At 73.4% G+C, this 14,584-nt stretch carries 14 protein-coding genes; 11 read left to right on the forward strand and 3 right to left on the reverse strand.

Annotated elements, in window-relative coordinates:
* Positions 1-54: 54 nt before the first annotated feature.
* The 3 genes from ACFPIJ_RS63030 to ACFPIJ_RS63040 are packed head-to-tail and all read right to left on the reverse strand — an operon-like array spanning position 55 to position 3,439.
* Positions 55-1,320, reverse strand: a complete 1,266-nt coding sequence (locus ACFPIJ_RS63030) for an aldehyde dehydrogenase family protein (protein ID WP_380129171.1) — start codon at positions 1,318-1,320, stop codon at positions 55-57.
* A 41-nt stretch (positions 1,321-1,361) separates the two neighbouring features.
* On the reverse strand, positions 1,362-2,180 hold the full coding sequence (locus ACFPIJ_RS63035; RefSeq protein ID WP_380129172.1) for a class I SAM-dependent methyltransferase: 819 nt from the start codon (positions 2,178-2,180) through the stop codon (positions 1,362-1,364).
* Complete coding sequence (locus ACFPIJ_RS63040; protein ID WP_380129173.1) at positions 2,177-3,439, reverse strand: glycosyltransferase 87 family protein; 1,263 nt, start codon at positions 3,437-3,439, stop codon at positions 2,177-2,179. Before ACFPIJ_RS63040 ends, ACFPIJ_RS63035 begins: the two co-directional genes overlap by 4 nt.
* Before the next feature lie 83 nt (positions 3,440-3,522).
* Between ACFPIJ_RS63040 and ACFPIJ_RS63045 the strand changes: the two genes are divergently transcribed.
* From ACFPIJ_RS63045 to ACFPIJ_RS63095, 11 genes are all read left to right on the forward strand, one after another.
* The gene (locus ACFPIJ_RS63045; protein WP_380129174.1) at positions 3,523-4,194 is read left to right on the forward strand and encodes a siderophore-interacting protein; all 672 of its coding nucleotides are present in this window, start codon (positions 3,523-3,525) and stop codon (positions 4,192-4,194) included.
* A 158-nt stretch (positions 4,195-4,352) separates the two neighbouring features.
* Positions 4,353-5,813, forward strand: coding sequence for a diguanylate cyclase domain-containing protein (locus tag ACFPIJ_RS63050; RefSeq protein WP_380129175.1), 1,461 nt, complete (start codon positions 4,353-4,355; stop codon positions 5,811-5,813).
* 9 nt (positions 5,814-5,822) lie between these two features.
* Positions 5,823-7,082 (forward strand): RNA polymerase sigma factor, encoded by a 1,260-nt coding sequence (locus ACFPIJ_RS63055; protein ID WP_380129176.1) that lies wholly within the window; start codon positions 5,823-5,825, stop codon positions 7,080-7,082.
* 75 nt (positions 7,083-7,157) lie between these two features.
* Positions 7,158-7,913 carry an SDR family NAD(P)-dependent oxidoreductase gene (locus tag ACFPIJ_RS63060; RefSeq protein WP_380129177.1) on the forward strand — a complete coding sequence of 252 codons (756 nt, stop codon included), beginning with the start codon at positions 7,158-7,160 and terminating at the stop codon, positions 7,911-7,913.
* Positions 7,910-8,836, forward strand: a complete 927-nt coding sequence (locus ACFPIJ_RS63065) for an aldo/keto reductase (RefSeq protein ID WP_380129178.1) — start codon at positions 7,910-7,912, stop codon at positions 8,834-8,836. Before ACFPIJ_RS63060 ends, ACFPIJ_RS63065 begins: the two co-directional genes overlap by 4 nt.
* Positions 8,833-9,702 (forward strand): amidohydrolase family protein, encoded by an 870-nt coding sequence (locus ACFPIJ_RS63070; RefSeq protein WP_380129179.1) that lies wholly within the window; start codon positions 8,833-8,835, stop codon positions 9,700-9,702. The genes ACFPIJ_RS63065 and ACFPIJ_RS63070 overlap by 4 nt, the downstream gene beginning before the upstream one ends.
* Positions 9,703-9,709: 7 nt before the next feature.
* Entirely contained in the window at positions 9,710-10,381 is a 672-nt protein-coding gene (locus ACFPIJ_RS63075) for a FadR/GntR family transcriptional regulator (RefSeq protein WP_380129180.1), read from the forward strand.
* 76 nt (positions 10,382-10,457) lie between these two features.
* Positions 10,458-12,077 carry a methyl-accepting chemotaxis protein gene (locus tag ACFPIJ_RS63080; RefSeq protein ID WP_380129181.1) on the forward strand — a complete coding sequence of 540 codons (1,620 nt, stop codon included), beginning with the start codon at positions 10,458-10,460 and terminating at the stop codon, positions 12,075-12,077.
* Between the two features lie 19 nt (positions 12,078-12,096).
* Positions 12,097-13,158, forward strand: a complete 1,062-nt coding sequence (locus ACFPIJ_RS63085) for a sugar ABC transporter substrate-binding protein (RefSeq protein WP_380129182.1) — start codon at positions 12,097-12,099, stop codon at positions 13,156-13,158.
* A gap of 33 nt (positions 13,159-13,191) precedes the next feature.
* The gene (locus ACFPIJ_RS63090; RefSeq protein WP_380129183.1) at positions 13,192-13,986 is read left to right on the forward strand and encodes an alpha/beta fold hydrolase; all 795 of its coding nucleotides are present in this window, start codon (positions 13,192-13,194) and stop codon (positions 13,984-13,986) included.
* Entirely contained in the window at positions 13,979-14,554 is a 576-nt protein-coding gene (locus tag ACFPIJ_RS63095) for a TetR/AcrR family transcriptional regulator (protein ID WP_380129184.1), read from the forward strand. The genes ACFPIJ_RS63090 and ACFPIJ_RS63095 overlap by 8 nt, the downstream gene beginning before the upstream one ends.
* Positions 14,555-14,584: the final 30 nt, after the last annotated feature.

Below are 14,584 nucleotides of genomic sequence, written 5' to 3' on the forward strand. Positions count from 1 at the left end.
ATCGTGAATATTTGAAGGTCTGGTCGGAATCCCTACGCGAACCGCAACCCCGAACTACCCGGCGAGCTCAGCAGCCCGGGCCGCCGGCACCACCACGTACTGCCGCAGCGACAGATCCCGGAACGTCACCGGCCCCCGCGGCCCAGGCACCCGGTCGATGTTGATGCCCGTCTCCGGCAGCGCCAGCAGCTTGAACCCGTCCAGCAGCCGGGTCGTTGCGTTCCAGAATGCGCCGGTCCCCGCATACGCGGCCAGGAACTCCCGCGCCGCGGCCGCGGACTCGGTGACGATGCCCGCCGCCAGCCCGGACGTTGCGTCGTTGGCCAACTGCGCCGCCGCCAACGCAGAGGGCACCGGCGCGATCGTCACGGTCGCCTCGCCCGCCGAGTCCAGCGCCCACTCGTAGCCCAGGGCGTGGCTGTGCGGCGGCAGCGAGGCGGCGATCGACGGGGTGCGCGCCGCGAGCGCGGAGACGATCCCCGGCACGGTCGAGGACCAGAGGGACTCGTGGACGAGGAGCAGGTTGAGCCGGTTGCACACGCCGAGGCGGTCGAGGCCGGCGTCGATGAGGGCGGCGGCCTTCGCCGGGTCGGCGGCCGCGTCGAGGTAGAGGACGCCGCCGCCGTCGGCGTGGGCGAGGGTGCGCACGCCGTGCAGGGCGGCCCGTTCGGCGAGGCTGCGGGTGCTGTCGCCGCTGCCGCGGAGGATGACGAGGGGGATGAGGCCGGGCTGCGAGACGAGGGCTTCGGCGGAGTCGCGGCCGCGGGTGCGCACGAGCTGGACGGCGGCGGGGTCGAGGCCGGCCTCGGCGAGGGCCGGGGCGACGACGGTGTCCATGAGGGCGACGGCGGAGGCGAGGGCGGCCGAGCCGGTCCGCAGCACGCCTGCGTTCTGCGACTTGATCAGCTGGGAGGCGACGTCGACGGTGACGTTGGGGCGGGCCTCGTAGTTGGCGCCGATGACGCCGACGGGGCGCCGCCACTCCTGCAGGACCAGGTCGCCGTCGAGGGCGCGGATGGTGCGCTGCGCCGGCTCACCGGCGACGTCGGCGAGGATGTCGAGCTGGGCGGCCATCGCCTCCAGGCGCGTCTCGTCGAGCTTGAGCCGGTCGAGCAGGCCACCGCTCATGCCGTCGGCGGCGGCCGTGGCCTGGTCCTCGTGGTTCGCGGCGAGGATCGCGTCGCGGGCGGTGCCCAGGCGGCGGGCCATGCCGCGCAGCGCCTCGTCGATCGTCTTGGCCGGGGCCGCGGCGAGTGACGGCGCGGCGGCCCGGGCCGCGCGGGCGGCGGCCGCGACGGCGTCAGATGAGTCTGCGGACACGCGAGCTCCCAAACCTTGGCGGAAAACCAGATTCTAGAGCGTCATTGGAGCACCGCCTGCAGGGTGTACGTCTGCGGCAGCCGCCAGGGACGGTCGGCGAGCCGGTGCTCCCCGTGCGGGTCCTCGACGGTGCGGCCCGGCAGGGCGTCCCACGGCGCGCTGTCGTGCTCCTGCAGCATGGTCAGCGAGAAGCCGGACTCGAGCAGCGCGGTGACGATCTCGCCGAGGCCGTGGTTCCACTGGTGGGTGACGGTGTTCGAGAACGTCACGTCGGTCTCGACGTAGGTGCCGTCCTCGTCCCAGACCAGCGGCTCGACGCGTTCGAAGTAGGCCTGGTCGACGGCGAGGAGACCGTCGGCGCGGGTCTCGTCGATCGCCCACAGCATCGGGTGGCCCTCGCGGATGAACAGCCGGCCGCCGGGGCGCAGGAGCGCGGCGACGACCCCGGCCCAGCGCTTGATGTCCGGCAGCCAGCAGAGCGCGCCGATGCCGGTGTACACGAGATCGAAGGGACCGCGAAGCACCGAAGGCGCGTCGTAAACGTCCGCCTCGACGTAGTCGATCGGGGCGCCGGTCGCGGCGGCCAGGGCGCGGGCCTCGGCCAGGGACGCGCCGGAGAAGTCCAGGCCGGTGACCGTGGCGCCGAGCCGGTGCAGCGACAGCGTGTCGGTGCCGATGTGGCACTGCAGGTGCACGGTGCGCAGCCCGTCGATCGGCCCGAGCCGCGGCAGGTCGAAGCGGACCTCGTGGCTCAGGTAGGACGGGTCGTCGATGAACCGCTGCCGGGAGTAACCGGGCGAGGCGGCGTGTGCGGGCGCCCGTTCGTCCCACTGCGCGCGGTTCAGCTGAAGGTAGGTCACACGGGAGACGTTGCCATCTCCGGCGCCGGCTCGACAGTGGTTTTCGCCCGGAACAGCCAGAGTGCGGCCAGGGCCAGCAGCCCCAGGCTGACCAGGGTGTACGTGTCGCCGACGACCCGCTGCACGCCGTGCCAGGTGCTCGGGTCCTCGATGTCGGGTAGGTGCCACAGCAGCCCGCGGGGGGCGGCGACGTGTTCGTCGCGGCCCTGCATCGGCCAGGCGAGGAAGGCCAGGACGAGCAGGCCGGGCAGGCCGGCGGAGAGCCAGCGCAGCCGGGCCGGGACCTGCGCGGCGACCGCGGCGGTCGCGACGAGGACGGGCACGATCCAGGCGTAGTGGTACGTCCACGACACCGGCGAGACGAGCAGGCCGGTGAGCGCGGTGCAGGCGACCCCGAGCAGTTCCTCGCCGCGCAGCCAGGCGGCGCGGGCGACGGCGAACCCGGCCACGGCGACGACCAGCGCCAGGGCATAGTAGACGCCGTCGGAGCCGGTCCAGCGGGCGGCGAGGGTGTGCAGCGACTGGTCGAGGGACCCGCCGAGCGCGGCGTCCTGGGTGACCCGGCCGGAGCTGGCGAACATGCCGGTGAACCAGTACTGGGCCGAGTCCCGCCAGTCGGCGGCGAAACCGAGCAGGGTGAGGGCGGCGAACACCCCGGTGGCCGTGAGCGCGTCGCGGAACCGTCGGGTGATCAGCAGGTACACGATGAAGATGCCGGGGACCAGTTTCGCCGCCGTCGCCACACCGATCGCGGCGCCGCGCAGCCGGTGGCCGTCGGGCAGCGCGAAGTCGGCCATGACGAGCAGCACCAGGATCATGTTGATCTGGCCGTCGTTGAGGTTGGCCTGGACGGGTTCGAGCCACAGGCTGCCGGCGGCGAGGGTGAGGGCCGCGCCGGTGAGCCCGAGCCGGCCGCGCAGGCCCGCCATCCGGAGGCTGAGCAGGCAGACCACGACGAGTGAGAGGACGGTCAGCGCGTTGAGCGCGACGAGGGCGTGGGTGCTGCCGAGCCGGGACAGCTGGTCGAAGGCGAGCAGCGTCACCGGCGGGTAGGTGAACGGCCAGTGCCCGGCGGTGAACGCGAGGTCGTAGACGTGCTCGTGGTGCCGGAACGCGGCGCCGGCCTGCACATAGACCTCGATGTCCGGGTCGTCGAGCTGCGGCCCTTCGAGCCGGGCCACCTGCAGGTAGCTGCCGAGCGACACGATGAAGGTCAATGCACCGGGCAGCACCAGCCAGTCCGGGAGGGTCCGCTTCACGGTCCGCAGCGTCGCACGCGGCGATGCCGGGATGCGGTAGCCCAACGGCCGGAATCCGGCGGCCGGCCGTACCGTCATGGCCCATGAGGAACCCGTTGCTGGAGCTGCTGTTCGTCCGCGCGCGCATCGACGAGGTCGCCACGTCCGGGCGGTTCCGGTGGATCCGGCTGCGCGCCGAGGCGCTGCGCACCGCCGGCTGGCAGCCGGGCCAGCAGGTCCGCGTCGACGTCGGACCGGCCAACGCGATCGCCCCGCTGCTGCGCACCTATTCGGTCTGGGACCGGCGGGACGACGCGATCGAGCTGCAGGGCCTGCTGCACGGCGACGGCCCCGGCGCCCGGTGGCTCGCCGCCGCCGCGCCCGGCGTCGAGGTCCTGCTGAGCAAGCCGAAGGGCGACTTCGTGATCCGGCCGGCGCCGTGGCACCTCTTCGCCGGGGAGGAGACCGCGTCGGTCGCGTTCGGCGCGATGCTGCGGTCGCTGCCGCCGGGCAGCCCGACCCGCACCGTCGTGGAGTGCGCCGAGGACGCCGACCGGCTGCCGCTGCCGGGCGACATCGACTGGGCCGGGCGCGGCGGCCTGCTCGCCGCGGTCGAGGCGCTGACCCTGCCGGACGGGCCCGGCCTCGCCTACGTCGCCGGTGAGGCCCGCGACGTGCAGGCGGTCCGGCAGCACCTGGTCCGCGACCGCGGCTGGCCCCGCCGGTCCGTGCTGACGAAGCCGTTCTGGACCCCGGGGAAGAAGGGAATGGAGTAGCCGCGGGTGAGCATAAAGTGCACCCTCCGTGCTCACCCTGGTCACTGTTATGTATGGACACATGTGCAGCAGGCCGGTGACCCGTGCCACGTTCCGCCACGTTCGCGCTCGCGCTGTCGATAGGACCCCGTCGACAGACGACCCGGGGAGGTGAGCACATGCACGCGACGCCACGCCTCCGCCAGACCGCGGCCGCCCTGGTCCTCACCGCCGGGCTGCTGGCCGCCGTGCTCCGGCACCCCGGCGGCACCCTCGTCGGCTGGGCCACCTGCGTGCTGACCCTCGGCGTCGGGCTGCGCTGGCTGCAGTCCGCCCGCCCGGCGCAGGGCCGGATCCGGGTCGGGCTGCGGCTGCTCGGCGCGGGGCTCATGGCCTGGTCCATGGGGCAGCTGGCGTGGCTGGTCGGCCCGCCGCAGCTGGCGACCGTGGTGTTCAACGCGGCCGCGGTGCTGATGGCGACCGGCGCGGCGTGGATGGCGGCGACCCGCCGGCTCGGCTCGATCCGCGCCGCCCTCGACGGGCTCATCATGGCCGCCAGCCTGTGCTTCATCAGCTGGGTCGTGATCCTCGGCCCGTTGTACCGCGCCGGCGCCGGCGGGACGGCCGTGTTCGGTGCCGCCGTGTATCCGATCGGCGACGTGCTCATCGGCAGCATCACCCTGCTGATGCTGTATGAGACCCGCGGTCCCCGGCGCCGCTCGGTGGCGGTCGCCGCGACCGGGCTGCTGTTCGTGTTCGCCGCCGACACGGCGTACGCCTCGCAGGTGTTCGCCGGCACCTACCGGGCCGGGCACGTCGCCGACCTGGGCTGGTTCCTCGGGTTCGCGATCGTCGGCGTCGGCGCACCCCGGCCGGCGGAGATCGCCGGCAGCGCCGCCATGGTCACCGACGGACGGACCTGGGACCACCTGCCGTACCTGCCGTTCGGCGCGGCGCTGTGCACCGGCGTCGTCGCGTTCACCGTGCAGGGCGGCCGGGTCGACGGGGTGCTGTTCCTGCTCATGATCCTGATGACGGTGCTGATCCTGGTCCGGCAGCTGCTCGCCCTGCGCGACAACCGGCTGCTCAACGGGCGGCTCGCCGAGGTCGTCGCCGACCTGCGCCACCGCGCCTACCACGACCCGCTGACCGGCCTGCCCAACCGGGCGCTGCTGCTGGACACCCTCGAGCGGCGCCTCGACGCCGGCCGGCCCGTCGCGCTGCTGTACGTGGACCTCGACGGCTTCAAACCGGTCAACGACAGTCACGGCCACGAGGCCGGCGACCGGGTCCTGACCACGATCGCGGGCCGGCTCGAGGCGTGCGGCGGCGACCTCGTCGCCAGGCTGGGCGGCGACGAGTTCGCGGTGCTCACGCCGCCCGGCACCGCCGAGGACGTGGCGTGGCGGATCATCGCCGCGGTCGCCGGACCCGTCCCGGTCCGGGGCGCCGTGGTCGTCGTCGGGGCCAGCGTCGGCATCGCCCGGCACCCTGGAAACGGCGGCAGGGGCGGCGGGTTCCGCGCCGGTGACCTGATGCGCCACGCCGACCTCGCCATGTACGCGGCGAAGCTGCGTGGCCGCAGCCGCGCGGTCGCGTTCACCGCCGAGCTGGAGTCAGCGTCGCCGATGGCCGCATAATCACCGGTTGTGGACGTTCGCGACACGGTCGAGGCGGTCTTCCGGATCGAGTCGGCCCGGTTGGTCGCCGGGCTGGCCCGGATCGTGCGCGACGTCGGCCTCGCCGAGGAGCTGGCCCAGGACGCCCTGGTCATCGCCCTCGAACAGTGGCCGGTCAAGGGGGTCCCGGACGACCCCGGCCCGTGGCTGATGGCGACCGCGAAGCACCGGGCCGTCGACGTGCTGCGCCGCCGTGCCACCTACGACCGCAAGCTGGCGGTCCTCGGCGCCGCGGCCGAGCCGGTCGTGGACGAGGAGCCCGACCTCGACGACCACATCCAGGACGACCTGCTGCGCCTGATCTTCACCGCCTGCCATCCCGCGCTGAGCACCGAGTCCCAGGTGGCGCTGGTCCTGCGGACCCTGGGCGGCCTCGGCACCGGCGCCATCGCCCGCGCGTTCCTGACCACGGAGGCGACGGTGTCGCAGCGCATCCTGCGGGCGAAACGCACCCTCGCGGCGGAGCGGGTCCAGTTCGAGCTGCCACCCCCGGCGCAGCTGCCGGTGCGCCTGTCGGCCGTGCTCGGCGTCGTGTACCTGATCTTCAACGAGGGGTACTCGGCCTCCGCCGGCGACGACTGGGCCCGCCCGCAACTCTGCGAGGAAGCGATCCGTCTCGGCCGGGTCCTGGCCGGACTGCTTCCGTCGGAGCCGGAAGTGCACGGGCTGTGCGCGCTGATGGAGCTGCAGGCCGCCCGGATCCGGGCCCGGACCGCCCCGGACGGCGCGCCGGTGCTGCTCATGGATCAGGACCGGCGGCTGTGGGACCGGCTGCTGATCCGCCGTGGCCTGGCGGCGCTCGCCGCGGCGGAGACCCTCGGCACACTCGGGCCCTACGGGCTGCAGGCCGCCATCGCCGCCTGCCACGCCCGGGCGCTGCACCCTGGCGACACCGACTGGGCGCGGATCGCCGCCCTGTACCGGCTGCTGGCGCACGTCGCGCCGTCGGCGGTGGTGCGGCTGAACCTGGCGGTCGCGGTCGGGATGGCGTCCGGGCCGGCGGCGGGCCTGGAACTGCTCGACGAGCTCACGGCCGCCGGTGCCCTGCCGTCCTACCCGTACCTGCCGGCGGCCCGCGGTGACCTGCTCGACCGGCTCGGCCGGCGGGACGAGGCCCGGGCCGAGTTCGCCCGGGCCGCGGCGCTGACCGGCAACGAGCGGGAGCGGGACCTGTTCCGCGCCCGCGCCGCCGCCCCTCCCCAAGATCCGGATGGGGGAGTGGTCGGATGAATGTTGGACCTTCGGCGCTTGTGTTTCGTAGGTGAGGACTGGTAGACAACAGACCTCCGATGTATTGGGGGAGTTGTGCAAGGAGAATTCGACGGTCTCGCGGCCGTCGTCACCGGCGGTGCCTCCGGGATCGGTCTGGCCACGGCCCTGCACCTGGCCGCCCGTGGCGCCCGCGTCGCGTGCCTCGACCTGCGCCCGGACGGGCTGCCCGAGCCGCTGCACGGGATCGCCGCCGACGTGTCCGACGACGGCACCGTGCGGGCCGGGATCGAGGCCGCCGCCGAACACCTCGGCGGGCTGGACATCCTGGTCAACAACGCGGGCATCGGCGCCATCGGCACCGTGGAGACCAACGCCGACGACGAGTGGCACCGCGTCCTCGACGTCAACGTCGTCGGGCTGGTCCGGGTGAGCCGGGCCGCGCTGCCGCACCTGCGCCGGTCCGCGCATCCCGCGATCGTCAACACCTGCTCCATCGCCGCCCACGCCGGGCTGCCCAACCGGGCGCTGTACAGCGCCAGCAAGGGTGCCGTGCAGGCGCTGACCGCCGCGATGGCCGCCGACCACGTGCGGGAGGGTATCCGGGTCTGCTGCGTCAACCCCGGCACCGTCGACACGCCGTGGGTGCGCCGGCTGCTCGCCCAGGCGGCGGACCCGGACGCGGAGCTCGCCGCGCTCAAGGCACGGCAGCCGACCGGCCGCCTGGTCAGCGCCGAGGAGGTGGCGGCCGCCATCGCGTATCTCGCCAGCCCGCTCGCCGGCGCCACGACCGGGACCGTCCTGGCCGTCGACGGCGGCATGCACGGGCTGCGGGTCAGGCCGCCGGCATGAGACTCGGGCTGGGCTGCGCGCAGCTGGGCAACCTGTATCACGAGATCGACGACGAGCGGGCCCACGCGACCGTCGACGCCGCGTGGGACGCCGGTGTGCGGTATTTCGACACCGCGCCGCACTACGGCCTCGGGCTCTCGGAGCGGCGACTCGGCGAAGCGCTGCGGGGACGCCGGCGCGACCAGTACACCATCAGCACCAAGGTCGGCAGGCTCCTGGTCGGCGACCCGTCCTATGCCGGCGGCATGGACACCGAGGGGTTCGTGGTGCCGGCCACCCACCGGCGGGTCTGGGACTTCAGCCGCGACGGCATCCGGCGGTCCCTGGAGGCGAGCCTGGCGCGGCTGGGCCTCGACCGGGTCGACGTGGCGCTGCTGCACGACCCGGAGGAGCATTCCGAAGTGGCGCTGCGCACCGGGTTCCCGGCCCTGGCGGAGCTGCGCGACGAGGGGCTGGTCGGCGCGATCGGCGCCGGGTCGAAGGACGCCGCGATCCTGACCCGCCTGGTCACCGAGTACGCGCCCGACGTGGTGATGGTCGCGGGCCGGTTCACCCTGCTCGAACAGCCGGCGCGGGAGACGCTGCTGCCCGCGTGCGCGGCGGCCGGCGTCGAGGTGTTCAACGTCGGGGTGTTCAACAGCGGCCTGCTCGCCGTCGACGACCCCGGCGCCGACCTGCCCTACGAGTACGGCGCCGCACCGGCCGCCCTGGTCGCGAAGGCCCGCGCGATCGCCGGCGTCTGCGACCGGCACGGCACGACGCTGCCGGCGGCGGCGCTCGCGTTCGCGGCCGGCCACCCGGCGATCACCGCGGTCGTCGTCGGCGCCGACTCGCCGGAGCAGGTGCGCCGCAACGCGGCCCTGGCGATCGCACCGCCGCCCGGCGCGCTGTGGCCGGCGCTGCGGGAAGCCGGCCTGCTGTGACCGTGGTCGACGCGCACCACCACCTGTGGCAGCTGGGCGGCGGCTACGACTGGCTCGACGAACCCGCCCTCGCCCCGATCCGCCGCACGTTCACTCCGGACGACCTGCGGGCCGAGCTCGACGCGGCGGGCGTCACGCACACGGTCCTCGTCGAGGGCGGCCGGTGTGACGAGGGGGAGGCCGCACTGCTGTTCCGGCACGCGGCCGCGGTGCCGCAGATCGCCGGCGTGGTGGCCTGGGCGGACCCGGCCGACCTGCCCCTGGGGCGATACCGGCGGCTTCCCGGAGCGGAGTATCTGGTCGGGGTGCGCGCGCAGGTCCAGGCCGAGCCGGCCGGGTATCTGGACCGCGCCGACGTCCGGGCCGGGCTGCTCGCGGTCGGCGCCGCCGGGCTCGCGTTCGACCTGGTCGTGCGCGCGGACCAGCTCGGTGAGTGTGCCCGCCTCGCCGCCGACCTGCCCTCCGTCCGGTTCGTGCTCGACCACCTCGGCAAGCCGCCCGTGGCGTCCGGCCGGTCGCAGCCGTGGCGGGACGACCTCGCCCGGCTCGCGGCGTGCCCGAACGTCTCGGCGAAACTGTCCGGGCTCGTCACCGAGGCCGACTGGCGCACGTGGACGGCGGCGGACCTGCGCCCGTTCGTGCTGGCCGCGCTCGACCTGTTCGGCGCCGAACGGCTCATGTTCGGCTCGGACTGGCCGGTCTGCCTGCTCGCCGCCTCGTACCAGGGCGTCCTGGACACCATGCGTGACCTGCTGGGCGACGTCGGCGACGCCGACCGCGCCGCGATCTTCGGCGGCACCGCCGTCGCGTTCTACCAGCTCGACCCGGGCGGCACCGGCGTATCGTCGCCCCTGAGGAATGCGTGAGGCACCCATGGCATTGACCGACGAGGCAATCGACAAGATCAAGGGCATGATCACCTCGGGTGAGCTCGGCCCCGGTGATCGGCTGCCGAAGGAGGCGGACCTGGCCGAGCGGCTCGGCCTGTCCCGCAACTCCCTGCGCGAGGCGGTCAAGGCGCTGTCGATGATCCGGGTCCTCGACGTCCGCCAGGGCGACGGCACCTACGTCACGAGCCTCGCCCCGGACCTGCTGCTCGACGCGCTCAGCTTCGTCGTGGACTTCCACCGCGACGACACCGTCCTGCAGTTCCTCGAGGTCCGCCGGATCCTGGAGCCGTCCGCGACCGCCCTGGCCACGGAGCGGATGCCGGTCGAGGACATCGCGAAACTCCAGACGGTCCTCGACGAGCTCGGCGACAACCCGACGATCGAGGCGCTCGTCGCCAACGACCTCGAGTTCCACCGGCAGATCGCGGCCGGCTCCGGCAACGCCGTGCTGTGCTCGCTCATCGACGGGCTGTCCGGGCCGACGACCCGGGCCCGGATCTGGCGCGGCCTCACCCAGGAGGGCGCCGCCGAACGGACCCGCGAGCAGCACCAGGCGATCGTCGACGCGATCACCGCCCGGCAGCCGGACCTCGCCAGGTCCTGGGCCACGATCCATGTCGCCGGTGTCGAGGAGTGGCTGCGCCGGGCGTTGTGACCCCGACCGCTGCTGCGGCGGGGTGTGGTGAGCTGAATCGCTCAGGTCGGACCTTTCGCGGCCGATCGGCGGGTTCGTGGAGCGTGCAGCGTCGCAGCGGTCGAGGCGTCAGTGGCTGGCCGATCAGCCGGTCGCCCGGAAACTCGTGCTGCTGGTCCTGGTGTGCTGCGCCGTCGGCGCCGTGGTCCTCGGCGTCGGGGTGAGCAGCCTCGGCGCGGTCAACGCCAAGGCCGCCGACCTGTACCACGACAACCTCGTGCCGTCCTCGCACCTGGCGGCGATGAACCAGTCGGCGATGAAGGTCCAGGCCGACGTCGCCAACCTCGCACTGTCCAACGGCCCGGTCGCCAGCAAGGCGTTCCAGGACGGCATCGCCGCCGGCGACGCGGCCGTCGACCGGGAGCTCGCCGCCTACGGCCGGACCGTGACCGCGACGAAACAACGGCAGCTGCTGGCCCGCTTCACCATCTGGTGGGGCGCGTTCCGCAACATCCGCGACCACCGGCTGCTGCCCCTCGTCGCCGCCGGCGACATCCCCGGGTTCCAGGCCGCGTATCTCGGCGACGGCGCGACCGTCACCGCCAACGCGATGAGCGCCCTCACCGACCTGCTCGCCTACGAGCAGACCAGCGGCCGGGCCGGCGCCGGCGCCGCGTCCGACGCCTACGGCCGGGCCCGGGTCGCGATGGTCGTCGCGCTGCTCGTCGGGCTGGCCGCCGCGCTGCTGCTCAGCCGGTATCTGACCGGGCTCATCGTCCGCCCGATCCGCCGCGTGCACGGCGTGCTCACCGCGGTCGCCGCCGGTGACCTGACCGCCGAGGCGGACATCCCGCAACGCGACGAGGTCGGTGACATGGCCCGGGCGTTGAACGCGGCCACCGCCAGCACCCGCGAGGCGGTCCGCAGCCTCGGCGACAACTCCGCGACGCTGTCCGCGGCGGCGGAGGAGCTCGCCGCGATCAGCCGGCAGATCGACACCAGCGCCACCGACGCCAACTCCCGCGCCGAACTGGTCGCCCGCGCCGCCAACGAGGTCAGCGAACACGTCGCCGCGGTTGCCAACGGCGCCATGGAGATGGGCGGCGCGATCGAGGAGATCTCGCGCAGCACCGCGCACGCCGCCACCGTCACCGCGACGGCGGTGTCGATCGCGGCCACCACCAACCAGACCATCGGCAAGCTCGGCGCGTCCTCCGGCGAGATCGGCGAGGTCATCAAGGTGATCACCTCGATCGCGGGGCAGACGAACCTCCTGGCCCTCAACGCCACCATCGAGGCGGCCCGGGCCGGCGACTTCGGCAAGGGCTTCGCCGTCGTCGCCCAGGAGGTCAAGGACCTGGCCCGGGAGACCGCCCGGGCCACCGACGACATCGGCAAGCGGGTCCAGGCGATCCAGCTCGACACCGAGGACGCGGTCAACGCGATCGGGCAGATCGGTGAGGTCATCTCCCAGATGAGCGAATATCAGCACTCGATCGCCGCCGCGGTCGAGGAGCAGGCGGTCACCGCCCGCACGATGGGCCACAGCGTCGACGAGGCGGCCGGTGGGTCGGTCGACATCGCCACCAACATCGCCGGGGTCGCCGACGCCACCAAGTCGACCAACGAGGGCGTGTCGAGCACCGGCGAGGCCGTCGACCAGCTCGCCCGGATGGCGTCCGACATGCGTGGCCTGGTGTCCCGCTTCACGTACTGATCGCTGGGGGATTCTGTCGATGAAACGCCTCGCCGCGCTGCTCCTGGCGGTGTCCGTGCTGTCCGGCTGCACCCAGTCGCTGGAGACCGACGACGGTGACGGTGGGCCGTCCGCCACGGTGGCGTTGCTGCTGCCGGAGCGTAAGGCCAGCCGCTACGAGGCGGGGGACCAGCCGTACTTCGCGCAGAAGCTGTCCGAGCTGTGCCCGGGCTGCGAGGTCGACTACCGCAACGCCGAGCAGAGCGCCGACACCCAGCTGCAGCAGGCGAAGGACGCCCTCGCCAAGGGCGCGAAGGTCCTCGTGCTGACCCCGGTCGACAGCATCGCCGCCGGGGAGATCGTCGCGCTCGCCAGGTCGGCGGACGTGCCGGTGATCTCCTACGACCGGCTCGTGCTCAAGACCGCGGTCGACTACTACATCTCCTTCGACAACGCGAAGGTCGGGTCGCTGCAGGCGGCGGCGCTGCTGCAGGCGCTGGGCGCGAAGGCGTCGGCGGGGGAGATCCTGTGGATCAACGGCTCGCCGACCGACAACAACGCGACGCTGTTCAAACAGGGCGCGCACGCCGGCCTGGACGGCAAGGTCCGCGTCGCGGCGGAGTCGGACACCGCCGAGTGGAACCCGGACAACGCGAAGGCCTGGACCGCCCGGACCCTGCCGACGCTGCGGGGGCGCACGATCGTCGGGGTGTACGCCGCCAACGACGGCACGGCCGGTGCCGCGATCGCCGCGATGAAGGCCGCCGGGATGCCGCAGGTGCCGGTCACCGGCCAGGACGCGGAGACCGCGGCGCTGCAGCGGATCCTCGTCGGCGACCAGTACATGACGGTCTACAAGGCGATCCGCACGGAGGCGGAGACCGCCGCAGCCCTCGCCAACGATCTGGTGCGCGGCAATCGGCCGGCGGTGCCCGCGACGGTCGACAACGGCGCGGGGCAGGTCCCGTCGATCCTGCTGGACCCCGTGACCGTCACCAGGGACACGATCGCCTCGACGGTGGTGAAGGACGGCTTCGTCACCCCGAGCGCGTTGTGCGCGGGCGCCTACGCCGAGGCGTGCAAGGCGGCCGGCATCGCTTGACAGGGGTTGGCTAATGGCATTAGCTTTATGGCTATGGAACTTAGCCACGAAGGCGGCCGGATCGCGTACGACGACAGCGGCACCGCCGGACCCCTGCTGCTGTGCCTGCCCGGTATGGGCGTGACCCGCAAGTCCTACGAACTGCTTCGCCCGCTGTTCGTCGAAGCCGGCTACCGGGTCGTGACGATGGATCTGCGCGGCCACGGCGCCACCGACGCCGTCTGGACCGACTACACGCCCGAGGCGATCGGCCGCGACACCGTCGCCCTGCTGCGCCACCTCGACGCCGGCCCCGCCGTGCTGTTCACCAACTCCTACACGGGCGCCACCGCCGTCTGGGCCGCCGCCGAGGCACCCGAGCTGTTCCGCACCATCGTGCTCAGCGATCCGTTCGCCCGGGTCATGCCGAAGCCCAACCCCGTGATGCGCGCCGCCGCCTGGGCGGTCGGCCGCTTCCGTCCGCTGTGGATGCTGTACTGGGCCAGCCTCTTCAAGACCCGGAAGCCGGCCAACTTCCGCGAGGAGCGGGCGGCCCTGTCGGCGAACCTGGCCGAGCCCGGCCGGATGGCCGCGCTGCGGGCGATGTTCGCCGCCGACGTCGCCGTGTGCGAGGCCCGCACGCCCGAGGTCCACACCCCGGCACTGGTCGTCATGGGCACCAGGGACCCCGACTTCCCCGACCCGGCGGCCGAGGCGAACCTCATCGCCTCGCGCCTCGGCGGCAAGGTCACGATGATCGAGGGCGCCGGCCACTACCCGCACTCGGAGTTCCCCGCAGAGACCACGGCCGCCGTGATCGCCTTCCTCAACCAGCACGCCGTTGCCTAGGGCCGGCCTCAGTCGCGACGCGGTCGTGGACGCGGCGCTCGCCCTCGTCGACGCCGAGGGCCCGGCCGCGCTGACCCTGGCCGCGGTCGCCGCCCGGACCGGGGTGGCCACGCCGTCGCTGTACAAGCACGTCGGCAGCCTCGCCGACCTGCGCAACCTGCTCGCGGTGCGTCTGTTCGACGAGTTCACCGCCGCGACCACGACTGCCGTGCTCGGCCTCAGTGGTGACGCCGCGCTGGAGGCGCTCATGCGCGCCTACCACGACTACGCGGTGACCCACCCGCACCGCTACGCGCTGCTGCCGCAGGCTCCCGACCCCGATCCGGCGGTCGCGGCCGCGGGGAACCGGTTCGTCGAGGTGCCCTTCGCCGTGCTGCGCGGCTACGGCCTGGACGACGACGAGGTCGTCCACGCGACCCGGATCGCCCGGGCCGTCATGCACGGCTTCGCAGTGCTGCACACGTCGGGCGGATTCGGGCTGCCGCAGGACGTGGACGAAACGTTCGACCGTCTGGTCGCCACCGTCGTGCGGGGGATCGCCGCCACGGCACGACCAGCACGGGGTTGAGAAGAAATCTTTGCATAGATATATTCTCAT

Origin of the sequence: Dactylosporangium cerinum, assembly GCF_042653625.1 — a bacterium.
GTDB lineage: Bacteria > Actinomycetota > Actinomycetes > Mycobacteriales > Micromonosporaceae > Dactylosporangium > Dactylosporangium cerinum.

Coding starts and splice junctions, on each gene's coding strand:
- ACFPIJ_RS63045 (WP_380129174.1), top strand. CDS start 3,523: ATGAGGAACCCGTTGCTGGAGCTGCTGTTCGTCCGCGCGCGCATCGAC.
- ACFPIJ_RS63050 (WP_380129175.1), top strand. CDS start 4,353: ATGCACGCGACGCCACGCCTCCGCCAGACCGCGGCCGCCCTGGTCCTC.
- ACFPIJ_RS63065 (WP_380129178.1), top strand. CDS start 7,910: ATGAGACTCGGGCTGGGCTGCGCGCAGCTGGGCAACCTGTATCACGAG.
- ACFPIJ_RS63085 (WP_380129182.1), top strand. CDS start 12,097: ATGAAACGCCTCGCCGCGCTGCTCCTGGCGGTGTCCGTGCTGTCCGGC.
- ACFPIJ_RS63090 (WP_380129183.1), top strand. CDS start 13,192: ATGGAACTTAGCCACGAAGGCGGCCGGATCGCGTACGACGACAGCGGC.
- ACFPIJ_RS63075 (WP_380129180.1), top strand. CDS start 9,710: ATGGCATTGACCGACGAGGCAATCGACAAGATCAAGGGCATGATCACC.